16 protein-coding genes are annotated in these 24,651 nt (G+C 55.1%); 2 read left to right on the forward strand and 14 right to left on the reverse strand.

Going from position 1 to position 24,651, the window contains the following annotated elements:
• Positions 1-93 precede the first annotated feature (93 nt).
• The 3 genes from ACTHPM_RS19825 to ACTHPM_RS19835 form a co-directional block, all read right to left on the reverse strand.
• Positions 94-1,656: an extracellular solute-binding protein gene (locus tag ACTHPM_RS19825; protein WP_440397049.1), complete on the reverse strand. Its 1,563-nt coding sequence runs from the start codon at positions 1,654-1,656 to the stop codon at positions 94-96.
• Between the two features lie 75 nt (positions 1,657-1,731).
• On the reverse strand, positions 1,732-2,616 hold the full coding sequence (locus ACTHPM_RS19830; RefSeq protein WP_440397048.1) for a carbohydrate ABC transporter permease: 885 nt from the start codon (positions 2,614-2,616) through the stop codon (positions 1,732-1,734).
• Positions 2,610-3,506 carry an ABC transporter permease gene (locus ACTHPM_RS19835; protein WP_440397295.1) on the reverse strand — a complete coding sequence of 299 codons (897 nt, stop codon included), beginning with the start codon at positions 3,504-3,506 and terminating at the stop codon, positions 2,610-2,612. The genes ACTHPM_RS19830 and ACTHPM_RS19835 overlap by 7 nt, the downstream gene beginning before the upstream one ends.
• Positions 3,507-3,843: 337 nt before the next feature.
• On the opposite strand from ACTHPM_RS19835, the gene ACTHPM_RS19840 reads away from it, so the two are divergent.
• On the forward strand, positions 3,844-6,111 hold the full coding sequence (locus ACTHPM_RS19840) for a helix-turn-helix transcriptional regulator (protein WP_440397047.1): 2,268 nt from the start codon (positions 3,844-3,846) through the stop codon (positions 6,109-6,111).
• Positions 6,112-6,201: 90 nt separating this feature from the next.
• Here ACTHPM_RS19840 and ACTHPM_RS19845 read toward each other — a convergent pair whose 3' ends face one another.
• From ACTHPM_RS19845 to ACTHPM_RS19870, 6 genes are all read right to left on the reverse strand, one after another.
• Complete coding sequence (locus ACTHPM_RS19845) at positions 6,202-7,437, reverse strand: N-acetylglucosamine-6-phosphate deacetylase (protein WP_440397046.1); 1,236 nt, start codon at positions 7,435-7,437, stop codon at positions 6,202-6,204.
• Positions 7,438-7,592: 155 nt separating this feature from the next.
• Entirely contained in the window at positions 7,593-8,381 is a 789-nt protein-coding gene (locus ACTHPM_RS19850) for a glucosamine-6-phosphate deaminase (protein ID WP_440397045.1), read from the reverse strand.
• Positions 8,382-8,434: 53 nt separating this feature from the next.
• Positions 8,435-9,316 carry a sugar phosphate isomerase/epimerase family protein gene (locus tag ACTHPM_RS19855; protein WP_440397044.1) on the reverse strand — a complete coding sequence of 294 codons (882 nt, stop codon included), beginning with the start codon at positions 9,314-9,316 and terminating at the stop codon, positions 8,435-8,437.
• A gap of 63 nt (positions 9,317-9,379) precedes the next feature.
• A complete protein-coding gene (locus ACTHPM_RS19860; RefSeq protein ID WP_440397043.1) occupies positions 9,380-10,315 on the reverse strand; it encodes a Gfo/Idh/MocA family protein in 936 nt (311 codons plus the stop codon).
• Positions 10,312-11,361: a Gfo/Idh/MocA family protein gene (locus ACTHPM_RS19865; RefSeq protein WP_440397042.1), complete on the reverse strand. Its 1,050-nt coding sequence runs from the start codon at positions 11,359-11,361 to the stop codon at positions 10,312-10,314. The genes ACTHPM_RS19860 and ACTHPM_RS19865 overlap by 4 nt, the downstream gene beginning before the upstream one ends.
• Positions 11,362-11,588: 227 nt before the next feature.
• Entirely contained in the window at positions 11,589-11,951 is a 363-nt protein-coding gene (locus ACTHPM_RS19870; RefSeq protein WP_440397041.1) for a winged helix-turn-helix transcriptional regulator, read from the reverse strand.
• A gap of 141 nt (positions 11,952-12,092) precedes the next feature.
• Between ACTHPM_RS19870 and ACTHPM_RS19875 the strand changes: the two genes are divergently transcribed.
• Positions 12,093-13,256: an MFS transporter gene (locus tag ACTHPM_RS19875; protein ID WP_440421643.1), complete on the forward strand. Its 1,164-nt coding sequence runs from the start codon at positions 12,093-12,095 to the stop codon at positions 13,254-13,256.
• A gap of 210 nt (positions 13,257-13,466) precedes the next feature.
• Here the strand turns inward: ACTHPM_RS19875 and ACTHPM_RS19880 are convergent, their stop codons facing one another.
• The 5 genes from ACTHPM_RS19880 to ACTHPM_RS19900 all read right to left on the reverse strand — a co-directional run bounded on the left by ACTHPM_RS19880 (position 13,467) and on the right by ACTHPM_RS19900 (position 24,618).
• The gene (locus ACTHPM_RS19880; RefSeq protein ID WP_440421645.1) at positions 13,467-18,104 is read right to left on the reverse strand and encodes an immunoglobulin-like domain-containing protein; all 4,638 of its coding nucleotides are present in this window, start codon (positions 18,102-18,104) and stop codon (positions 13,467-13,469) included.
• Positions 18,105-18,531: 427 nt separating this feature from the next.
• On the reverse strand, positions 18,532-21,765 hold the full coding sequence (locus ACTHPM_RS19885; RefSeq protein WP_440397038.1) for an alpha-mannosidase: 3,234 nt from the start codon (positions 21,763-21,765) through the stop codon (positions 18,532-18,534).
• Between the two features lie 191 nt (positions 21,766-21,956).
• The gene (locus ACTHPM_RS19890; RefSeq protein WP_440397037.1) at positions 21,957-22,544 is read right to left on the reverse strand and encodes a peroxiredoxin family protein; all 588 of its coding nucleotides are present in this window, start codon (positions 22,542-22,544) and stop codon (positions 21,957-21,959) included.
• A gap of 81 nt (positions 22,545-22,625) precedes the next feature.
• Positions 22,626-23,297: a Crp/Fnr family transcriptional regulator gene (locus tag ACTHPM_RS19895; RefSeq protein ID WP_440397036.1), complete on the reverse strand. Its 672-nt coding sequence runs from the start codon at positions 23,295-23,297 to the stop codon at positions 22,626-22,628.
• Between the two features lie 190 nt (positions 23,298-23,487).
• Positions 23,488-24,618, reverse strand: coding sequence for a GntR family transcriptional regulator (locus ACTHPM_RS19900; protein WP_440397035.1), 1,131 nt, complete (start codon positions 24,616-24,618; stop codon positions 23,488-23,490).
• Between the last annotated feature and the right edge of the window lie 33 nt (positions 24,619-24,651).

Genomic DNA, 24,651 nt, shown 5'->3' on the forward strand with positions numbered 1-24,651 from the left:
CATAACACTTTAAGGCACAGCAACCCGGCCAATCCGCATGGATCGCCGGGTTGCTTTTTTAAGCATGACTTGGTTAGCCTTGTATTCGTAAACCTATTTGTTTTCCAGCTTTGCCTGCTCTACTCGCTTTTGCGCGGCTTCATAGGTGTCGATCAGCTTCTGCACGCCAAGGCCGTTGATCTCCTCCACGTATTTATCCCATTCGCTCAAGTTTCTCGTACCCAGCACGAACTTGGAGAAGTTCTCTTCCCTGTACTTCTTCACCGCCTGCCCCGTTACCGACAGCACTTCATTCTCCGCATCCGTAAAGGCAGGCTTCGGCTGCATGGCCGGCGGATCGTATTTGGCTGCTTCCTCGTAGGCCTTCTTCAGATCCGGCGAGAACAGAGACAAGTGCGCGTCATAATCGATCCATGTATATGTCCCGCTCGTCTGCAAACCGGTCTGCTTACGCATCTCCGTGACGTCCGTGAATTCGGGCTTGAACTTCTTCTGCCCGCTCTCCTCGGTGTACGTTTCACCTTCCTTGCCCCAGCTGCTGAGCGTCCGTCCTTCCTCGCTGTAGAAGAAATCCATATACTTCATGACGTCATCCTTATGCTTGGAGGTCGAAGCGACCGTCAAGCCGCCTTCCAGGTAGTGAAAATACGGGTTCTGCGGCTTCATGCCGTCCAGTCCGGCCGGAGGAGCCATGAACTGCAGGCTGTATTCCGGGTTATCCTTTTGCATGGCATTATTGAAAAAGTCTACACGGCTGATATAGTCGATCGTAATAAACGATTGTCCGGTCGACATCACGTCCTGCCACTGCTTGGTTTGAATCGACAGGAAATCCGGCGGGATGAGCCCTTCCTTGTAGAAGGTATGCCACATGGAGACCATGGCCTTGTAGTTGTCCTCCGTCGGCCCGAACTTCCATTTCTTCTCGTCGAAGTTATAGTAGACGTCACTTCCGCTAGCAAAGTTGGTCGTCAGGTTAGCCATCATTTCATCGGGAATTTGGCCGAAGCGCATGGAGAGCGGGTAGCTGTCCGGATACAGTGCTTTCAGCTTCTTCAGCACCTGATGCAGCTCTTCGTAGGTTTTGGGAGCGGCGAGGTTATTTTTCTTAAAAATATCCTCGCGATACAGCCAGATCATGCGGTTTGTTTCCCCAAAGCCCTGATTCGGGAACATATACATTTTACCGTCCGCGGAGAGCGCAGCTTTGGCTTCCTCCGGGTACTGTTCCATCCAAGCCTTCAGATTCGGCATCTGGTCAACATGGTCAAGGATGTTCTCCAAAGCCCCCTGATCCCCGTACTTGTTGGAATCGCGGCGTCCGGACATGTACATCAGATCGGGCAAATTCCCCGAGGCCATGACCAGATTGAGCGTATCGCTCAGCTTGCCGGACGGCGTCTCCACGTTCAGCGACACGCCGGTTTGATCCTTGATCCAGCTCCAGACCGGCCACTCCTTGCTGTATGGAAACGTGGCATTGTTATCGAGCAGCGCCGTTAGAGTCACCTCGGCCGGCGCCGTGGTACCGGTGTTCGCCTCGCCTTTGGGCGGCGTGGAAGCCGCCGGTTTATCCGCGCCTGCCGAGCAGCCCGCTACCGCGAATGCGACGAGCAGCGCCGCGAGCAATCTTGTATACGACCTTGTTTTCCCCATGTGTACATCCCCCTTTGATTTCCTGATTCGATTCCACAACGAATGATTGGCAAGTGCAGCAAACGATCATATTCCCTATCCCTTTACCGCGCCGATCATGGAGCCCTTGACGAAGTACTTCTGCACGAAAGGATATAGTATTAAAATCGGCAGCGTGGAGACCATGATCGTAGCGTACTTGAGCGAGTCCTCCACGACCAGGTTATCCCCGCCGATCTGGGTCACCTGTCCGGAGCTGACGCTGCCGGCAAGAACCAGGTTGCGCAGGAGAACCTGCAGCGGAAACAACTCCTGGCTCCGCAAATAGAGAAGCGGGTAGAGAAAGTTGTTCCAGATGCCGACGGCATAAAATAAAGAGATCGTTGCAAAGACAGGCTTCGACAGCGGCACGATGATCCGGAAAAAGATCCCGATGTCATTCAGTCCGTCCATCCGTCCCGATTCCTCCAGTTCTTTCGGAATCCCGCTGAAAAAGGTGCGCATCAGGATGAGGTTCCAGGTGCTGACCGCGCCCGGCAGAACCATGCCCCAGATCGTGTCCACCAGTCCGAGCGAACGGACAATCAGGAACGTCGGAATCATGCCTCCGCCGAAGAACATCGTGAACACGATCATCAACGTAAATCCTTTATGAAACATCATGTCTTTGCGCGACAGCGCGTAAGCTCCCATCGACGTGATCAGCATCGCGATGGCCGTGCCCAGCAGCGTGTAGACGATGGTGTTCCGGTAAGAGCTCCATATTTTCGGATCGCCCAGCACCAGTTCATACATCCGCAGGTTGAAGCCCTTCGGCCACAGCGTCACTTCTCCCTTCATCACATACACGTCTCCGCTGAGCGATACGGCGAGCATATACACGAACGGATACAGCATGACGGCGGCAACCAGCAGCATGATGAACGTATTGATTACCGTGAACAGGCTGATGCGGCTGCGCCTGCGGCCTGTGGTCACCATAGGCTCGTTCCCCCTAACCGTCGGCTGATCGTATTCGCCGAGAATATGAATATAAAGCTGATGATGCCCATGAACAGATCGATCGCGGATGCATAGCTGAAGTTGCCCTGCTCCATGCCGACCCGGTACACATAGGTGCTTATAATGTCGGCAGTGCTGTATACGGCCGGATTGTACATCAGGAATACTTTTTCGAAGCCGATCTCCAGCACCTTGCCGATATCAAGGATCAGTATGATCATGATCGTCGGCGCAATCCCGGGCAGCGTGACATGCCAGAGCTTCCTCCACCTTCCGGCTCCATCGATGCCGGCCGCTTCGTACAGCTGCGGATCCACCGCCGTCAGTGCCGCCAGGAAAATGATCGTCTCCCAGCCGATGTGCTGCCATATTTCCGAAATGACATAGATGGGCCGGAACAGTCCGGGTTCCATCATGAAATTGACCGGTTTGCCTCCAAACGCCGTAATCAGCTGGTTGATGATGCCTCCCGTCGGGGACAGGAACATGATGACCATGCTGGCGACGATAACGTTGGAAATAAAATGCGGCAGGTAGCTGAAGGTCTGTACCCATCGCTTGAATACGGCGTTTCTCACCTCGTTCATGAGCAGTGCGAGAATAATCGGCGCCGGAAACCCGAAGAGCAGCTTGTAAAGCCCGAGCAGAAACGTGTTGCGCATCAGGATCCAGAAATCCGGATTGCCGAAAAACATGCGGTAGTACTTCAGGCCGACCCAATCGCTCGCCCAGATTCCCTTGAATACATTATAGTTCTTGAACGTGATGACCAGTCCGAACATGGGAGCGTATTTGAAAATCAAATAATAAAGCAGGCAGGGCAGAAACAGCAGCCACAAATATTTGCTTCGCCGAAAGGCCCGTGCCATCTGCCCCCTGCCAAGCCGCGCACGCCGAGGCGTTCTCAGGATCACCCCGGCGTCCGCCAATTCCGTATCCGCCGGTTTCACTTTCACTTCCGCACCTCCCTTGTCGTTCTGAATGGCCTTACCTGTACCGAAAGCATACCGGATCCTTCCGTGATAAATAAATCGGCATGTTTGCGGCGCCATCCCCTTTTTTTCGGGTGAGTGGAAAGGTTGTAGAGAATCCTGAAAAGGTGAATATTGTGTGAACGCGAAAATAAACCTTATGATATAGTCACTCTGAGGCAAGACGCTGCCGTCATCGGTAACCGACCAACAGAATATGGAGGTGTCCACCCGAATGTCGATCATTTTGAAGGAAAAGCTGGGCTTTCATACGCTGTTCACCAAGCTGCTTTCCGGTTTTCTCGCCGTCATCCTCATGCTCGCCGCGTTTAACCTCGTTTCCTTCTTCTATTTGAAGCAGCAGATCCACAGCGAAATCGTCAAGTACAATGAACTCGGCATGAACCACGCCGCACGGGGCTACGAAAACCAGTTCCGGCTGACCCGGGAGATGGTGCTCGGTCTGAATCAGGATCCGCTGTGGACGACATACGTCAATCAGCTGCGGCAGGTGAAGGACAATCAGGCTTACGGCTACGTCAATGATGTGATCGGGGAGATGAAAAGACTGTTCACAAACCCCTTTCTGGGTATGGACAATCTCATGATTCACTTTCAGAAGGACGCCTATGTCGTCGAGAAGGACGGGACAAGCAGCGCAAAATCGATGTTCGGCACCTACTACAGCAGTCCGTCCTATCCGCTGGCTTTTTGGGATAAGCAGTTTGGCGAAGCCTATGCCTTTCGCGTCTTTCCTGCCGCAGAATTCGCTGAGAACACGCTGGGAGCCTCACGTTCGAAAGGAACGCTTCTGCCCATCGTCATCAAGATGATGCCGTATAAGGACATGTACCTGATCGCCATGCTGAACACGGATCGTTTAGCCGGCAACCTGCAATCCGCCATGAACGGAGACTTTTATATCCTGGATGCGGACGGACACCCGCTCTATGAGCCCAGGCACGCACCGGATGCCGAATCCCTGCCTGCGTTCGAATCGCTCGATGACCGGCACTCGTTCGTGCAGACCGGAGACTTTTACTATTTCTATAAAAAAGGGACGGAGACCGGGTTCACCTACATCAGCAAAGTTCCGGTCCAGAGCATTTCGGCGCAGCTCCTGAACCTTAACCTGATTCTGCTCTCGCTCCTCGGCATCGTCGGCCTTCTGATCGTCCTCACGTTCTTGTTCAGCCGCCGGGTCCATCGGCCGATCCGCCTTATGGTCGACACCCTCCGGAAAGACGAACCCGAGCATGCTGCAGGGCCTGTCCGGGAAATCGAGCTGATCAGCCGGCGAGTCCAGCACATGCGCTCAACCCATCAGCGGATCTCTCATGATCTGGCCCGCAAAAATTCCATGCTCCGTCATTACGCTTATACGAACCGGTTGAAAAATATCCATATGAACCTCAGCGAGCTCAGGGATCTTGCCGATGCCAGCAGGCCGTACGTCATGATCGTGTATCAAATCATATTCAAGGACGGATATGCGCAGTATCAGCTGGAACCGGAAAAGGGGAGTTACTATCTGCGGGAGTATATCGATCTGGTCTGGCAGCAGGCCTATCCCGAATCGGTAACGATTCAGACCGAGCCGCACCAGGTGCTGTCGATCGTGTTCCTGCCGGATGAATCTAATGAAACCGCTTCAAGGCTTCACCATCTGCAGGACGTATTCGGTGCGGACCAGAGCGCTTATCTCGTGACGATGGCCAGCAGTCCGGTGCAGCCGGCGGGAACTGCCTTTACGGGCACGTATGCCAAGGTATCCGGCATGCTGAAGCAGCGCAGGCTCCTGGATCAGACGCAGTGGATTCGTCAGGAGGACGCGGGACATGGCAGGGAAGCCCGCTGCTTCAAGACGCTGTGGGAACAGGAATTCCACAACAGGCTGCTTAGCGGAAGCGAGGACAGCATGCAGGAATGGATCCTGAAAAGCCTCGCCGCGCTTGAAAAGAAACAGGCCCCTGCTCTCGAGTACCGCCATTTCGCCAAGGACGTGGCCGATGAGCTCGACAAACTGCTGCGCACCCTTAATTTAACCGCCGCCTATCACGCCGCTCAGGCGCAAGCGCTCGACAGGACCCGCAATTTCTACAGCGGGGCCCAGTATGAGGCCTGGTTCCGGGAGCTGCTGAATCCCGCGCTGCAGCTGATTCGGCGCAAAACGGAGAATCATGATCCCATCACTTCCTTCGTCATGACTTACATCAATGATCATCTGAATGAGGATATCAATCTCGACATGATGGCCGATAAGCTGAACATTACCTCCGGATACCTGTCCACGTATTTCAAGGAGAAGACCGGACAAAATTTCAGCGACTACCTGAATGACCTTCGCATCCGCACGGCCAAAGACCTGCTGCAAAATCTGGATCTGCGCATTCAGGACGTCGCCGTCCGGGTCGGATATCTGAACGTCAATTCTTTCATTCGCATGTTCAAACGACACGCGGGTATGACACCGGGCGAATTCCGGAAGAAGTATGCTTCCTGAGCGCTGCGTGAAGGGATGAACGCAAAAGGGGACTGTTCCCGGGCCATGTGCACACGGGACAGTCCCTCTTTGGTTCAACCACCGATACATTCACGCCTGCAGGTCCAGCCTGGCATATCTTCTTCTTCCCCGTTTATACGTCTCTTCCACACGGATCTGCCCGTCTATGAACGTAAAAACCGCGATGTCTGCCGGGGCACCGGGAAGCAGCCCGTCCCGGCCGGGTAGCTGCATAAGCCGCGAAGGCGCCGTGGAAGCCATATCCCATGCTTCCCTAAGGCTGCAGATGCGGGCGGATACCATATGCCCGATGCCGGAGGCAAGCGGCAGGGCCGATCCTGCCAGAAGTTCCGGCTGATCGGTCAGATGCAGCCGCCCCTGCCCGCTCAGCGTGACACGGCCGCCGACGGGAGCGACATAGGATCCCGGCGGCATGCCGCCAAGGCTTACGGTATCGCTGACGAGGATCAGCTTGTCGCCCTTCGCCTTGCGGGCCACCTTCAGGAAGGCGTCCGGAAGATGGAAGCCGTCCGCGATCACGCTGGCCCACAGCCGGTCCTCGGCCAGCTGATCCCAGATGTAATGGGGATGCCGCGGAAGCACCGGATGGGCGCCGTTGCCGAGATGTGTGGACAAACACGCTCCAGACGCTGCTGCCCGTTCAATCTGGTCGCCGGCGGCTGAGGTATGTCCGATGGCCACCGTTACGCCTTCGGCCGTGCAGCGGGCAATGAAGTCTTCGCTTCCCGGCCACTCCGGAGACAGCGTCACGATCCGAATCCGGCCCCCCGAGGCCTGCTGCCATGCTGCGAATCGTTCCGGATCCGGAGCTCGGACATATGTCCGGTTATGAGCGCCGCGCGGACCGTCCTCCGGAGAGATGAATGGACCCTCCACATGGATGCCCGCAATGCTATGCGCCCCATCCGCGCCGTGGCCGTGCTCTTGTTCGAGGCGGAGGCATGCCCTATGGATCGTTTCCAGGCCATGGGTTATCGATGCGTCATGGCCTGTAATAATCGTGGGATAGAACGAGGTAATTCCCTCCGTCCACAGACGCTCGACAAGCGCGATGACGTCTTCTTCCGCCAGATCGGGAGCGTTCATGTCCAGTCCGCCGTATCCGTTAATCTGCAGATCCACAAGACCCGGAGCGATCCATGGAAGCTCCTCAACATCCTCTGGGTTCCAAGGAGCTGCCGACGTTAACGGGCTGCAAGCCGTAATGACGGCTCCGTCGATCCTCAGCACTATGGCCTCGCCTGTCCGGTAATGCCTTCCTCGCAGCGTAAAACCGGACGGCTGATCACTGATTTGTGAATCCATCATATCCCGCCCCCTTGTCATTCCTGCTGATCGGTGACCGATCGAGCGGTACGATTGCCAAACAGAGTTCTCCCTCAAGGAACGTAAGACCCTCGCCGCTGCGGCTGGCGGCCAGTTGGCCTGCATGCCTTCTGCGCGGGTTCCTGGATTCGGCTTTACCTGTTCACACCCGTATCCTGAGGGCACGAATCCCGGTCCAGATACAACCGGCAGTCCGCATGCGTTCTGAGGATGGAAGCCGGGCATGCCGTGGATACCGGCCCTTCAAGCGCATCCCGGACCGCATTCCGCTTGGACGCGCCGGGTACGATGCAGAACAGTCTGGCGGCAGACAGCAGCGCCGGGATCGTCAGGGTGAGCGCCTGCTTTGGTACATCGATCAGACGCTCGAAGCATCCGTCATGAACCTGCTGCTGCCGGCATAGGAGGTCCAGCTCAACGCATTTCATCGCATACGGATCTTGAAAGTCGGCAACGGGCGGGTCATTAAAGGCAATATGGCCGTTTTCGCCGATGCCGAGACAGACAATGTCGACCGGCGCCTCCCGCAGCAGTGCGGCATATCGCTCGCATTCCTGCTCCGGGTCGGCGGAGCCGTCGATCAAGTGCACCGCGCCGGGCTTCACCCGGCTGAATAAGCTTTGGTTCAGAAAATGGCTGAAGCGCTGCGGCGCATGCGGTTCCAGCCCGATATATTCGTCCATGTGAAAAACCGTGACCCGCTTCCAGTCGATGTTCTCTTCTTCCGCCAGATCCCGGAGAAACTCATGCTGGGAAGGCGCTGCGGCGAACACCATCCGGACCGTCCCCTGCGCATGCAATATCTCTCTCATGGCCGCCGCCGTTTCCAAAGCGGCAGCCCTTCCCATCTCGTCCCTGCTGGCGTACTGCCGCGTCAGCAGCCGATCTTTCATCCACTGTCTTTCGGGTGACGGAGCTCTCATTCTAAGCAATCCTCCCTTACCAAATCCCTCCTCTAGTTGAAAGGAACAGGATATTAATAAATCTTCTGCCGGTGTTCTTTCATCAAATCGAGAAGACTGTCCAGGCACTGCCTTGTTGCTTCCTCCCCGCCTTCAGAGAACGCATAACCTGCCGGACGCTTCAGCTGCTCTTCTGTCAGTAAGGAAGCGAGCCGGTAATGCGTCTCGACGACAAGCCAGCCGTCATAACGGTCCGCCTTCAGCCTTGCCAGCAGGCCCGCGTAATCCACTTCGCCCTTGCCGATGGCTACCGCCTCCGTCTGATCCTCTCTACATATAGCATCCTTGAGATGAATATGACGGATATAGCCTTGAAGCGCCGCATAGCTGTCCGGATACGGGGTTTCTCGATCCGGATCCCACAGACAGTTGCCGGGATCGTACAGAGCCTGAATCCATGGAGACGACACGGAGCGCAATAGCGCGGCCACCTTGGCCCCATTGGTAGCGAATACCGAGGGATCTGCCTCCAGGATGAACTTCACTCCGAATTGTTCCAATACGGGCACAGCTTGCTGCAGTTCCCGGACAATCGCCGGGGATGCCGCATCCATATCGCCGTCGGCCCAGAAGCTGAACCCCCGGATGAACGGGGCCTCCAGGCGCCGGGCCAGCTCCGCATATCTGCGGAGCATGCGATGATGCGCGGCAACCTCCTCTTTGTTCTTCAGATTGCATTTGAACACCGGCGTGGATAACGCGCAGACCTGCAGCCCAGCGGCATGGATCATGGAGCCGATTTCTTCCACCCTCTGGTCGCTGAGGCGATGCAGCTGCTTGCCGTCCACCGACCGCAGCTCCAATCCTTCAAGGCCGTACGCCTTGGCCATCCGGATCGCTTCCTCGACGTTTTGCGAAATTTCATCTGTGATCACACCCAGTTTGAAGTCTGCCATGGCATGATGCGCCTCCTTCGCCGCTGCTCCGCGCAGCCATATCGAATAATTCCAACCTCATCTTTAACGGGCTTCCCCTGACGCCGGAAGCTTCAGCATGACAGGCTCCCCCGTCCTTCTGCTCTCATTCGCCGCTTCCAGAAAGGCGATCACCTCTATTGTCTCGCTCACCTCGATGGGTACCACCTTCGTTTGAAACATGCGCATTACCGCCTCTAGCATGCTGGCGTAATACGGCTTCTCATTCGCATAGATATCCACGAAATCCGTCCCACCTTCACGATGGAGCAAGGCTCCGAAGCGCTTGTTGCCCTTGCGGTTTCCGCGGATCGTGCCGATCCGGCCATCGGACCACCGGCCAACGGCCAGATCATGCTCCTCGCTGGTCGTGACCTTCACCTCCACGCAGCCTGGGCCCATGCAGCGATACAGCATATCGGCCATATGGATGCCATACCAGTAGAATCCCGGCTGCGTCGGCTGCAGTTCCATCGGGCCGCTGCAATCCGCTCCAATGACTTCTCCCTGCTCTCCCTTTGCAGTGGCAGCAGCCAAATTCTCGGCCCATCGGACCGATGAGCAGCTCATAAGCGGCACCTGATGCTGTTCCGCGATGCGGGCGATGGTCATGGCATCCCGGCTGCTGAGCGCAAACGGTTTATCGATGAATACCGGCTTTCCGTAGGGAGCCACCGCTCCAAACTGCTCCACATGCAGCCTGCCGTCCACGGTCAAAAGCATGATCGCATCAACCGTTTCCGCGACGTCCTCCACGCGATCAACCATCCGTACGTCATATTCATCGCGAATTCGGGCCGTATAATCCGGAACCCTGCTGATGCTCAGCGGAAAATCCGGCGAACCTCCGGGGAAAGCAGTCGTGACGGTTCCCCCGGGAACATGAAACGGGTGAGCGGTTCGATTGAGCATCTCCGCGAACAAGGGGGCATGCGACGTATCCAGGCCGATCATGCCGATATTCAGCTTCTTGGCTCTCATCGCTTCACGCCTCCCGCATTCAGCCGAACTTCCTTTCCGGTTCGGGCCGATTCGTAAATGGCCAAAATCAGGTCGACCGATTTGCGCGCCTCTTCGCCCGAGATCAGCGGCTCGCGGTTCTCCCTTGCCGCCCGGATCAGGTCATCCACCAATATATAGTGTCCGTCTGCCGAAATGGCGTGCGGATCATCGGTACCGTCAGCTTTCCCGCCAAGCCCGCTGCCCGGAGCTACATCTCCATCCAGCGTCTTCCATACTTTGAACCCGCTGTCTCCGTAGATGATGGACCCGTGCTCGCCATGAATTTCAAAGCGAGCCTCCTGGCCCGGATTGACCGTCGTCGTGCCCTGAATGACGCCGTAAGCACCGTTGGCATATTTGACGACCGCAACGGCCGTGTCCTCCACCTCAATGTCATGAATCAGCGGGGAGGCATAAGCAAACACGCTCTCGACGTCGCCCATCAGCCAGCGAACAATATCCACGCCGTGGACCCCTTGGTTCATCAGCGCCCCGCCGCCGTCAAGCGCCCACGTTCCGCGCCAACCGGCGCTCTTGTAATATTCGCGGCTGCGGTAGTATTTCAGGTAGGCGTCACCCAGCACCAGGCGGCCGAGCTTGCCTTCATCCACCGCCTTTTTGGTCAGGAGCGCTAATTCCGTCGTCCGTTTCTGGAACACGGTGGCCAGCTTCACGCCGTGCGTCCGGCACGCCTCGATCATTACATCCATATCCTCAGCCGTAATGCCCAGCGGCTTTTCGCAGAGCACATGCTTTCCTGCTCTGGCAGAAGCCACCGTAACGTTCCGGTGCAGCCCGCTCGGCACGCACACGCAAACCGCATCCACTTCCGCCTCCTTCAGCATTTGCTCCAGCGTAGTAAAGGTGGGCGGAGATCCAAACTCCTTGGCTAAGGCTTCGGCCTTCTCCGGTACCTCGTCAACAATCGCCGTCAGTTCCGCTTCCGGATGGGCCAGAATCGCACGTGCATGGAGCGGGGAAATGACACCCGCGCCGACAATGGCAAAACGCATTGTATTCGTCATTGCAACCTCCTTATCGGTGAGTGCACCATGGTTTACATCCCCATTCTAGAAGGGGCACATCCTTGCTGCCAATCCTCCGTTGCCCCGCTTTGCCTACACCTTTGCCTCAATCCGCAGAATGGAAGATGAATCTGTAAAGATGCATACACCGATGTATATGAAGCTTGCCATCCCGATTATCGCAAAAAAAAGAAGATGCATCCGGCATCTTCCCTGCTTCGCTCGCTCTATGCTTGTTTACTGTCTTGTTCTTGGGGCTGCTCCGCTGGGTTCCATCTGGCCGCCCAGCGCTCCATTTCGAGAAGGGCCGTCTTAAAATCCATCCCTTTCTCCGTCAGCGAATATTCCACCGTCACGGGTACCGTCGGGAACACCTGCCGGGATACGATGCCGCTATGCTCCAAATGGCGGAGCGCATTGGACAAGGACTGCGTCTTGACGATGGCCAAGTCCCGGCTGAGCTGATTGAACCTTCTCGGTCCCTTCGACAACTCTGCGATCACTAAAAAAGCCCACTTGGCCCCCAAAATCTGCAACACCGAGCAAATATTCGAAAGGTCTTCCTTATTGCCTTGCAGAGGCTGTTCCATGGGTCTAACAACTCCTTACTTTTGGAAAGTAACTCCATGCATTTGGATAACATCCAAATGTTTTGCGTTCTTACTAAAGGAATGTAACTTCATTATAATGCAATGGAGAGCTCTCCAACACCCCCGAAAGGAATGGTTATCATGAACCGTTTGTTCATATATATTCTGACGCTGGGCGTTTTTCTCACCGCCACCTCCGAACTTATCGTCTCGGGCATTTTATACGTCATTGCTTCCGATCTCCATATTTCCATTGCGCTCGCAGGACAGCTGGTTACGGTGTACTCGTTTTCTTTTGCCGCCTTAACGCCCGTAATCGTGTTCTTCACATCCCGCTGGGAACGCAAAAAATTGCTGCTCCTATCACTCGTCTTATTCATGCTGGGGAGCGCGGCTTCGATCGTTCCTCATTTCGGCGTCATTCTGGTTTCCCGGGCCCTTCTGGGCGTAAGCTCAGGCGTATACCTGGTGACGGCTTTCGCAGCCGCGGCCAAAATCTCCCCTCCGGATAAAGTCGGCTCGGCCATTGGCACCATCGTGCTCGGCTTCAGCTCGGCTATGATTTTGGGAGTTCCAATCGGCATCGCCATCACCAAATGGCTCAATTGGCAATCCATCTTTGCGATTCTCGGCGTACTGAGCCTGTTGATGGCCCTCGTCATCCTCCGGTTTCTTCCGCGCATGCCCGGCGACGAGCCGGCTTCATTCCGCCGGCAGTTCAAAGTGCTGGGCTCCGGCGTCATCGCCAGCCTGCTCCTGCTCAGCTTTTTCCGCGAGTCCGGAAACTCCGTTCTGTTGACGTATTTGACAACGTTCTTGAACGAACTGCTTCATTTGAACGCGGGGACGATCAGCCTGCTGATGCTCGTGCTTGGACTCATCGGCGCGCTGGCAGCCCGCCTGGGCGGCTCCGGAGCCGATCGTTTCGGAACCCGTCGCATCATTCTCGCCAGTCTAATCATCCATGTGTCGGCACTGCTCCTCCTCCCGCTATTCACGGGGTCGCTCGCCGCAGAAATCGTGCTCATCGGGTCTATTATGTTCTCGATGTTCATGGGCGGACCTGCTCTGCAAACCCATGTGATCAAGCAGGCTCCCGAGTCTTCCAGCCTCGTCCTCAGCCTTAACACGTCCATGATTCATTTGGGCCTGGCAGCCGGGGCCGGATCGGGCGGCATGCTGATCGAACGCACGTCGACTGCCCTGTACAATCCATGGCTGGCGGGTATCGTTGTGACGCTGGGTCTTGGGACCGCGCTCTTTAGCTTTACGCTTAGCAAGCGGCGTAACACACAAACCGCGTAAAAGAAGGTGTACCACCCCTCCAGTAGGAATAACCTTCAACGGCTGTCTTTGGCCGCATGCCTTCGAATCGTCCCGAGGTACATCGATCCGTGTCTGCCCCGCCTTTTTCGGATCTATAGGAGGGCAATAAAAAAAGAAGATGCCCTCGGCATCTTCTTTTTCTCTGTCATTCTTTCTGTAACCTTTGCTCATGATTGGTTATCGGACGATCTATTCCGCAATGCGCTCACTCCCTGCGGCCGTCCGCGTAAATCCATGATCCAGGGAAGCTTCTTCAATATCCCCGTAAGCCCAGTGATTGGACGGAGCATCCTTCCACGCCGGTACATTCATGCCTTCCAGCGGACCGCGCTTCAGAATGCGGTTCAGCACCGTCACGGCTTCGGCGCGCGTCAGCGGTTTGTCCGGACGGAACGTGCCGTCCGGCATGCCCTTCATAAGGCCTGCTTGAATCACCAGCTTCAGGTCCTTCTCGGCCCAATGACCCTGGATATCCTTCACATCGATTGCAGCAGGTGTTCCTGCTGCTTCCGCCAGTCCAAGCCAGCGGGTAACAATTGCGGCCATCTCCGCCCGGGTGATCGATTGTTCCGGTCCGAAACGTCCATCCGGGAAGCCCTTCATCAATCCCGTCTTGGTCATTTCCGTCACCGCATCCTTCGCCCAATGGGTGGCCGTCATATCCGGGTAATCCACCGGATTCAGGATCCCGGCTTTGCCGGTACCTATCCGCGACAGCATGGTTGCCATTTCTGCCCGCGTGAGGCTCTTCTCCGGTTTGAATGTGCCGTCAGGATATCCTTTGATATAGGCCCGGTGGCTGCCCTCGGCATCATCTGCCGAAGCGCCGGAGCCTATCGTTCCTGCCTGACCCAGGCTTTGGCCGTGATCCTTCAGATATTGGGCCAGGTTATCGATGTTGACGATGGTAAACGTGCTGAACTTCGTAATGCTAAAGGAAAGCCCCATTCGGTCTTCATCATAAGTACCGATCTCAGGCTTCACGAGAACCCGCTCACCATCGCTGTGCTCGATGAATACAGCCAGATTGGACATGAATTTTTCCCGCTCCGCGGCCCCCGATGGAATCGCGGACGGCTCCAGCGGCAGCATGATCGTCACGGCGCGGCTGCTCATGTTGGTTTCGATCGTCATCGGACGTCCAACCACATAAATATTGCCGCTGCCGAGGACTTCCCGCACCACTTTTTCCTGCTTGGCACGCGCTTCCACCTGCTTGCGTTCATCTTCCTTTTTAATCGGCACGACACGGAAATACAGGTCTTTAGTTAATCCCTTTAAAGATTCAGCAGGTAAATGGATTTGCGCATTTTCCGTATAGATGGCCAGATCCAAGCCTGCGCCTACCAGTTTTTCGATAGCAGCTTTGGAAATGTTGACATCGGTGGACGATACTTCGTCCTTCACGTCCGGAATGAACAAACGAGCCGTCGTCGAGCCGTTCGCTTGAGCCATTTTCACCGTTTCCTCCGCCTGGCTCTGCGTGTAATTGACCGTGTCCTTCTTCGTCTTGTCCGGCAGCGTGGTTCGGGTAATGGTCGTTTTAGCTGCGTTTTCGAACTGCGAGCCTTTGCCCACCTGGACATTTAACGTAATGGTCTCAGTCTCAGGCTGTGGGGTTGGGGTTGGTGTAGGATTCGATCCTCCAGTTCCCCCACCTGTGCCGCCTCCCTGGCCGTTACCCGGCGCAGGCGCCTCGGCTTTGACGATGAGCGTAAATTCCTTCGTTTTCGTGGTGTCTCCCTTTTTGATGGTCGCCTTCAAGATGATGGTCTGATCCCCTTGACCGCTGGCCGGACGCTTCACTTTTCCGGTTACCGGATCGACGTAGCCTTCCGGTTCGCTGGTCCATGTGATGTCGGTTCCATGGTCGCCTTGCTTCGGAAGCACGACGTCATTTAGCACATGATCCTTGTCTTCGCCTTCATGGTAGCCGATGTCGAGGACGGTTTCGTCCAGGTTAACGGCTTCTTGGTCTGTCATTGGCCGTGCGATGACGGTGAGATCGAAGGTTTTGATTACCTTCTCAATTCCGCATATAATCTCGGCTGTTAGTTTGACCGTTTGGTTCCCATCCTCTTCGCTCGGTCTGTTCACGTTACCGGATAGATCAATCACGCTAGGATTGCTCGATGTCCAAGTAACGGTGGAACCGTGCAAAGCGCCGGTTGGCAGGATGACGTCCTGGGTAACGCTGTCCTTCGAGTCACCTTCCTGGTAGCCGATTTCAACCGTGTCTCTATCAAGCTCTACGATGGTCTTGTCGCTAGGGATATCCAGGTTGAAGGTATTGGAGGTTACGTCGTTAGACGCGGGACCCTCGGTAGTAGCGATTTTATCCGCTGCGATCGTGACCGAAGCGTATTTGGAAGCCTCCGTCTTGCCTGCTGGCGTCCCTGTAAACGTAAGCTCCAGCGTGGTATCGTTGATTCGATCGACTACAAAGTCCATGCCTTCAGGGAGATTGTTCACGGTAATGCCCTCTTTAGAGCCATCCTGAACATCTTCCGTAAATATGCCGTTTTTCAGGGTGACGGTTAGTTTGGACCCCGGCTCATCCGTAATCAATCCTGGATTGACTTCGATCGCCGGAGGCGGGTCCCGGAACAAGATCGCAAAGCTGTTCGAAACTACCTCTGCCGGCTCGACCGGATCGACAGAGTACGCGACCGGATCTTCCGTTTGCTCTTTGGAAGACGTAACTTTACCGGACGGTACCGAAAGGTAAGCGTCATAGATGCTATTGTTATTCGCATGACTCAAAGCATTGCCCGTTAGGGAAACTGTGAGCATATCACCGGATACAGTGATGTCATGGATACTGAGTCCGTCCGGAAGGCCGTGTACAGTGACATCATCCTTTGTCAGATCATGGAATGTCCCGTACTTCAGCTGACCTTCGATCACATCAGTAATGCTGCCGTCATTATTGTCCGATTCGCGAATATCCTGTCCCTGCATCACGATATAAGGATCAGGATCGTTAAAGTTGATTTTGAACGTGTTGCTGCTTAGCGGGGCACCGTTGCTGCCCAGGAGCCCATCTGCTTTGACCTGCAACGATGACATGACATCGTTACTATTATCGTTTTGAACAGCACTACCATCAAAGGAGACCCTAATGTTTTGATCGTCCACATAGGTGACCATTGGCGCCAAGCCTTCAGGTAACGGATTGAGTTCAACATCTTGGTTTGTAATTGCTGGACTAAAGCTACCGTTCTCTATTCTGACCTGCAGCACGCCATCAATTTTTCCCGTTTGGAAATTTTCCTCGACAGCTTCGTTCACTTCGGTTTCCGTCACGCGAATCCGGGCCGGGTCCTTAAACTGAATGGCAAAGGATGGCGTAGATAAATCCATCGTAGCGCCATTCACGGCGTTTTTTCCAACGACTACGGAAACGTTGTTCGTTGAGAATTCCTCGCTGTGCTTAGACGCTTTTCCGTCAAAAGATAACGTAATGCTCTTACCGTCGTCGCTGCGGACGACAACAGGCGTTAAACCGCTCGGCAGGTTATTGATTTTCAGGTCATTCCCTGAAATATTGCTGCTGAAGGTGCCGCCAGTAATCGTAATCGTTTTTTGTCCGGCAATCGAACCGTCATTATTAGGCGACTCTGTCAATCCGGTTCCATCCATGTTCAGCTTTGGATTCACATAGGCGGGGATCGTCACCATTTTCTCGGTATACACGCCGCCCGGAGCTTCGATCCGTACCATGGTCGTGACTTGCTTATCCGACGCCAAATAGGTATATGCTTTTCCGTCAATCCCCGTCGTGACGTGATCCTCGACAATACGTACGTTGGGATTATCGACTTTAATCGTCAGCGGGATGTTCCCTGCAGGCGTACCGTTGACGGCCAGCGTGGAAATGTCCAGCTTGACGCGGCGGTCCGCTTCAAGCACAGGCGTAAACGATACGCTTTTCGGCGCTTCCAGGTACGTCTGGGAACCGACGTCGATCGGGCTGTAAGTATTGGAGAAATACCATTTGGTAATGTTATGCTCCTGCCAAGCCGAGCCGGTAGATGCCGTGAATCCGACATACACATCGTCCGACTGTAGAATGTTCGTCAAATCCAGGTTTGTTTTTTTCAGGACGTAGCCGGAAGGTCTGCGATCCGAATTGCTCATCCGCACTTCAAGCGTCTTGTCCTCCCCGTTATAGTCGATCCATGCATGCTGTGTAGCCGTATTTTTACGCATCCGGATGTCCGGGGTATTATCCAGGTTACGGTAATCGCCAACGAAGCCATTCGCTTGGGTGGCTTCTTTTTGCGCTAGATGGTTCACGTTCCCATTGATGTCGACAGCAGCGTGATTCGTATAAATGCTGTCCGAGGCGTTCGCTCCGAGACCTGCCGGGTCGCCAAGGTTACCAATGTCCGGACCGTTGCGGAACGTGTCGAACTCGACACCGACGCTCTTGCCGATTCCGGAATAGCCGAGGCCAAGACCTGCTCCGCCAGCCCCGTTGGAGGTCGTCTGAACGGTAAAGACCAGGCCGTCCGCCCAAGTCCACTGCTTACCGTTTACGTAGAGGCCGCTGCCGCTGTTCATATTGAATTCGAAATACGTGCTGAAGGACTTACTATTGGACAAGGAAATCCGGTTATTGTTAAACACGGTTCCCCATCGACTTTCCGCGCTCGGCGTCAGCTTCAGCACATTGCCCGCGATAGCCGAGTTGCCGTTCATTTTCAGTCTTCCGTCACTGTTAAAACGGTCATATTTAAACGTCAAATAATTCTGTGTGTCTGTTTGCGCATAACCGACAGAAACGAACAAATGACTCGCCTGCAGGCATACCAATGCAATCACTAACAAACAGGCAGTCAGCTTTCTCTTTAACATGTTTCGATCCCCTTTTACTATAAAAATAAAAATTTGTTCGGCGACAATGCGACCTTCCGATCAAAAAATGACTTTTTTGCGCACATCATACTCCTTTAAATGCTTCATAATACCTATCTATAAAGGGAATATAACAGATGTCACTGAACCGATTCTGGACATTTTTTGACATCATTCTACAAATTTAGACTCATTTAGTGGGGAGCTAAAAAATTACCCTTTCAAGAATTCCGATAGAACGCCACGCAGACTCCGTTCCGCAACAAAAAAAGAGAGCGCCCATGGCGTTCTCTTTTCGCTGCATCTGCATCCAAAGAATTTAATGAAAAGAAAAAAACTTCTCCTTAAATTCATCTGGAATCAAGGAGAAGTAAAGTAAAAGTTTTGTTCATTTTTATCTGGCTTTGGTCACGGTCAAAAAAATATTCAATGTTTTGATTTCGTACGGCGTCAAGGCGACCTCGATGTCCTGGCCCGCAAACGGCAGCGCCGACGGGTGCTCCTCCATCAGGTCGGTTTCCTCCGCGGAGTGAATCGCTCCGAGATACGGATCAACCGTTATGGCTGCCTTCGTCCGGATGCCGCCGAATTCGTACAGGCGCACGATCAGCGATTGGCCGTCTTCGGCTTTTTTGACCGTGTCGATCATGACGTTACGGGCATCGATCTTCAGCATGCCGAGCGTATCCGGATGAGCGGATCCGCCAGCAGCGGCAGCCGCCAGCAGCGGCGCATTCAGCTCGCATGCCGCCTGATGCGTTCCCGCCTCGTACCATCCGCCGCTGTGCGGATACAGGGAGTACGTGAACTCATGCAGGCCTTGGTCCGCATTGCCATCCGGATAGACGGCCGATTTGATCAGGCTGAGGCGAATGACATGGTTGCGGATGTCGTGGCCGTATTTGCAATCGTTCAGCAGGCTGACGCCGTATCCGCCCTCCGACAGGTCCACCCAGCGCTGAGCCACCGATTCGAAGCGGGCATAGTCCCAGCTCGTATTCCAGTGCGTTGGACGCTCCACGTTGCCGAACTGTATTTCATACGTTGCCTTGGTCGAACGGATCTCCACGGGGAACGCGGTTTTCAGCAGCTGCTGATGCTCGTTCCATTCGACGCGGGTCCGGAAGTCGATGCGCGGGCTGTCGCGGTACACCGTCAGCTCCTGCTCGATCGTGGAATTCTGATAGCCGTAAACCAGCTTCAGCACGCCGCGCAGCGGGCCGTCTTCGAGCACGGTCAGCTCCTGCAGCGTATCCACGACAGTCATTTTATCCTGGTAATAAATATCGATATCCCAGGCATCATGGGCCATCGGCTTATCCTCGAACACCTGGAGCACGTTGGCCGGCTGTCCCGGCTTCAACACTTCGCGCGCAGCCCGCTTGTCATAGAGGGAGGCGATTTGGCCCGCTTCATTTAAGCGGATGCTGTAGAACGGCGTTTCCAGGCGGTCGGTTCCGATGCTCCACGTATCGGAGCCCACTTCATCATTCTGCGTGCCGCCGGCCGCCAACCCAGCCTGTTCCTTCTCCTCACCGCTCCGTCCATATATCGTTACGTATCCATAGGCCGGCACGTTGTGAACCGACACGAGCACGTTATCCGAATCCGCAGCATCGTCCGAGGACGTCTGAACTTCCAGCTTCACGCCGTCTGCGGTATGCCAGCTGAGCTCAGCGGCACCGTCCAGCACAACCTCCGCCAGGAAGGAACGCGTCCAGCCAAGCGGATTAAAGATGCGGACCGGCGTTCCTTGTTCCGCTGCGCCGGAGGCCGCCCCGCCTTGCTGCCCCAAGCCGGCAAGCCCGTTCTCGATGGCGGCAAGCGCAAGCTTTTCCGATTCCTCGTATTCGATCTTGCTGTCCTCATACACTTCGTGGATGGAAGAACCCGGAATGATATCATGGAACTGGTTGCGGAGCACGATCTCCCAGCTTTCCGCCAGCTGTGCGGACGGATAGGCATGCTCCGGGTTCAATGCAAGCGCGAACGCGTTCAGGAATTCGGCGTTATGCAGCAGCAGCTCCATCCGGCGGTTCATCCGCTTGTTGTATGCTTGCGAGGTATACGTTCCGCGATGGTATTCAAGGTACAGTTCGCCATCCCATAAATGGAGCTGCGGCTGATCCTTGACCTGCTCCTCCAGCTGAACGAAGAACTCCTCCGCTCCGCCTGCTTTGACCTGCGGCGCACCCGGCATATCCTCATAACGACGCACGGCCTCCAGCATGTCGCGGGTCGGGCCTCCGCCCCCGTCGCCCCAGCCATAAGCAAGCAGCAGCTGGTCGTTGATGTCCTTTTGCCGGTAGTTGTTCCACAGCCCCTGCACGGACGCTCCGGTCACGTTGCCGTTATACGTATAGAACCAGCTGCCGTCATTGTCCGGCGTTGTAATGTAGTGTGTCAAAATTTCCGTCCCGTCGATCCCTCTCCATGTAAACGTATCGTAAGGGAAACGATTGTACTGGCTCCAGCTGATTTTGGTCGTCATGAAATAGTCGATGCCGCTCTTCTTGAGGATTTGCGGTAGCGCCCAGCTGTAGCCGAAGACGTCCGGCAGCCACAGAACGCGGTTGTCCACGCCGAATTCGTCCTTGAAGAAGCGTTTGCCGGTCAGCAGCTGGCGCACCAGCGATTCGCCGGAAGGAATGTTGCAGTCCGACTCCAGCCACATGGCGCCGGTCGCTTCCCAGTTGCCGCTCTGCACGCGATCCTTGATCTTCGCGTACAGCTGCGGGAAGTCTTTTTTCATATAGGCGTACAGCTGTGGCTGCGATTGCAGGAACACGTACTCCGGGAAGCGTTCCATCAGCGTCAGCACCGTCGAGAACGAACGCCCGGACTTCTCACGCGTATGCTGCAATCTCCACAGCCAAGCCACGTCGATGTGGCAGTGGCCCACCGCCGTGATCTGCGGGCGCGGTCCGCGCGGAATGGCTTCAAGCCGTGCGTGCAGCGTTTGACGAGCCGCCGCTGCCGAAGCGTAGAAAGCTTCCGAGCCCGGCTGGCTCCAGTCCAGCTGACGGAATGCTTCTTCAAGCGCGGTGGTGAGCTCATGACGCTCCAGCTGACGTTCGTGGAGCTGTTTCACGGTTTGCAGCATATGCAGCGACGTATAATACAAATCGTCCACGTCGGCGTCCAGAATGGCCATGCTCAGCGAATCGATCCGGTGATCGAACGGCGACCGTCCATCCGGCGCGCTCAAGCCGCTCCAGGCATAGATAGCCAGCTCGGCCCGTCCGGCAGCCACCGTTTCGGCCGGGAAGAAGAGCTCCGCGTGATTGCGGTCCAGCGCCTGCAGCGGCTCCCCGTTCAGGTATGCCTGCGCTTCATATCCCGTGCAGTTTCCTCCGCCGGTTTCCCCAAGCTTGAGAAGTCCGATGACGTCCTCCCCGGTCCAGCTGCGGGGGAACTCGATGTCCGTCACAAACCAGGCGTATCGGTCTCTGCCGCCCCAGTGGTCGCCCACCCGAACGACGGCGCCAGACTCGGCATGCCGCCGGGCCTCTTCCAGGCTTTTTACATCCGGAACGATATGCATCCGCTCCAATGCCATACCTTCACGATAACGAAGTCCGGCCAGCTCCCGGATGCGGTTTTCCAGCTTTTGCAGAACAAATCTCATTGTTTTACCTGCTCCCTTCCCGTGCTTTCTCCATTTTTAATATATATAATATATCATTTATGTATAATGGGAAATAAGAAAAACTTTATCGATGTAATTTCATTGAAAAACAGACCGCATACTAAAAAAGACGATCCGCAATATTTCATCATTGCGGATCGCCTTGTTTGCTGAGACTTGTGTCACGACGGTTATTCATGTAGGGCTGAAGATGGCGCACTCTTTCCGTTTCCCGCGAACCGTTCAATCGTCTCAAACGGCAGATGGTCGGTAATCAGCTCGCCATAATAAGCAACCTGAATAACGCCATTTTCGTCGATCAGAAACTCGGCCGGAATTCGGTTGAAATTGGAGCCCTCCTCCGGGATCAGCTTGAATCCCGCCGCTTCCACCAAGGCGGTTATTTCCTCATGGATCCCCGGTTTCGCCAAGGTCGCCTGCGCCTTGGCTTCCGAGGACTCCACGCCGTACGAGCTATATATGTCAGCGGCTGGATCGGCGATCAAAGGGAATGGAGCATCCTGCTGACCGACATACTTGCGAAGACTTGCTTCAGGCGATTCGAATAAGGCGATCACCTCCATCCCTTGCTGCTGCCAATCCGGGAAGCGCTGTATGAATTGATGCACTCTCAAATTGCATAAAGCACAGGCTGAATTGCGAAAGAAAGCAAGCAGCACTTTACGGCCACGAACGTTTTCAAGGGATACAGACTCGCCGTTCTGATCCGTGCTTTGGAATAAAGGGGCTGTGTCCCCGGCTTGAAGCTGGTGATTCATGATACATTCCTCCCGATCAACGTTTCTAGGCATCATTGCCTGAAACCAACTGTATCAGGAAAGCATACCGCACTCTGTGACCTAGTCACCGAACTCTGCTTCCAAGCTGCTTCTCCGCTCGATTCTCACCCATCCGCGTCCGGTCTCGATCCATCCCTGTCGTTTGAATCTCTGCAGCGATCGTGACACAACCTCCCTCACAGACCCGATCTGCTCTGCCAGCTCCTGGTGCGTCACACGTAGCAGCGGATGCCCCTCCTTGGTTCCGCGCAGCAGCGCATTGGCAAGCCGATTCTCCAGAGGTACATGCTGCTTTTCCTGCAGTGATTCGACCATCCGGAGCGTTCCCTCCAGAAGCCCGCCAAAAATCGCAGTGCGAATCGGCTCGTATTCCTGCACCCAGCGCATAAAGCTGCCTTTGAGCACGAACAGCACATCGACATCGGTTTCTGCGATCAGCGAGCCGGGATAATCGCGTCCGCTCAGTCCGCTGAGCACCATTAATGAACAGACCTCTCCCGCCGTCAGCCTATTGAGCACCGATTCATTTCCCTGTTCGTTAATGACTGTAATCCTGGCAGAGCCGCTTAGCAGAAACATGCTGTACGCCGAAGCGTGCTCTGGACGAAAGATGCTGGATTTTGAAGGGAAATGCTGCACGTACGGATGGGCTTCCGCCCAGTCCGCTTGCTTTACGACGCTTAGGCAGGGAAAAACGTCAACCCACCGCTTGTCTGTTGCATTTACAGTCATTTATCATCCATCCTCCCTTAGGGCCATTCGATAAGCTTTATTCGCAGCGAACGAAAATGACCATTCGCAGGTACTTCATATGTAACACATCCGGGACGGACCGACAAATAACGGAAGCGAACCCCTCACGGCAAAAAAGGCCCGTTATCCCTCGGAATAACAGACCCTTCAATCCATACACATGTTAATCTCAGGAAAGTACCGGCCCGGTCGTAGAATTCACGACAAGCTCCGGCTGCAGTACCGTCTTGCTGTACCTTGGCTCGCCTTCCGGATTCTCCAGGATGCGCAGCAGCCTGCTGGCCGCTTCAAAGCCCATCTGTTCCTCATTCTGGTCGATAAACGTGAACGTGCTGAACTCTTCCAGCATCGGACTCGGATTGTCGAAGGTGATGATGGAGACATCCTCGGGCACCCGCAGCCCGGCCTTCCGCGCCAGCGACCATATATGCACGCCGAGCCTGCAGTTGAGGGCGATGAAGGCAGTAGCCGTTCGATTCTTAACACATTGGTAAAGCGCGTAATCGTCCTTGTACGGGGCACTCTGGATGCTGAAATCCGTCAAAATCAGCGCCGGATTGATCAGCGCTCCCTGCTGCTTCAGCGCCTCGTTGTACCCCTGAATCCGCTCCTCCACCGTCACGGTCGGCATCGGCGTATCCGAGCAGATCGCAATGCTGCGATGTCCCTGATTCCACAGATGCTCCACTGCGAGAATAGAGCCCTGCAGCGGATCCGACAGCACGACGTTCGTCTCCACGCCCGGCAAATGGCGGTCCAGCAGCACGAACGGATAATGCTGCATTTTCAGCGCAATAATTTCTTCATTATATACTTCGGCATCGACCGGGAAGATGATCAGCCCGTCCACGTTCGGACGCAGCTCGCGAATCGCTTCCTTCTCCAGTTCCTTGGAATTGTAGGTAAACATCACGATCAGCGAATATTTGCTGTCCTTCAGGGCACTGCGGATGCCGCGCACCATCTGGATCGCAAAAAAGTCCTCGATTGACGGAAAAATGAGTCCGATTTTGGGCGCATGGCCGGCGCGTACCTCGGATAGGACGGCCCCGCGCGTGCTCTGGATGTAGCTTTCCGGAATCCCTTTGACATAGCTGCCCCGTCCAGGTATGCGATATATCCAGCCTTCATTCGCCAGATCCGCGAGCGCGTTCGCAACTGTAATCCGGCTGACCTGGAACTGGTCGATCAATTCCTTTTCCGTCGGAATCCGGTCGTCTTCGATCAGCTGCCTCGATGAAATCAACTGCTTGAAGTGGTTTTGGATCTGGATATAGAGCGGTTCCCGTTCCTGACTCATGAGCTTAATCCCCCAGTGATGTTTTGTCCTTCG

Origin of the sequence: Paenibacillus sp. SAFN-054 (assembly GCF_051966755.1) — a bacterium.
Taxonomy (GTDB): Bacteria; Bacillota; Bacilli; order Paenibacillales; family Paenibacillaceae; genus Paenibacillus_AQ.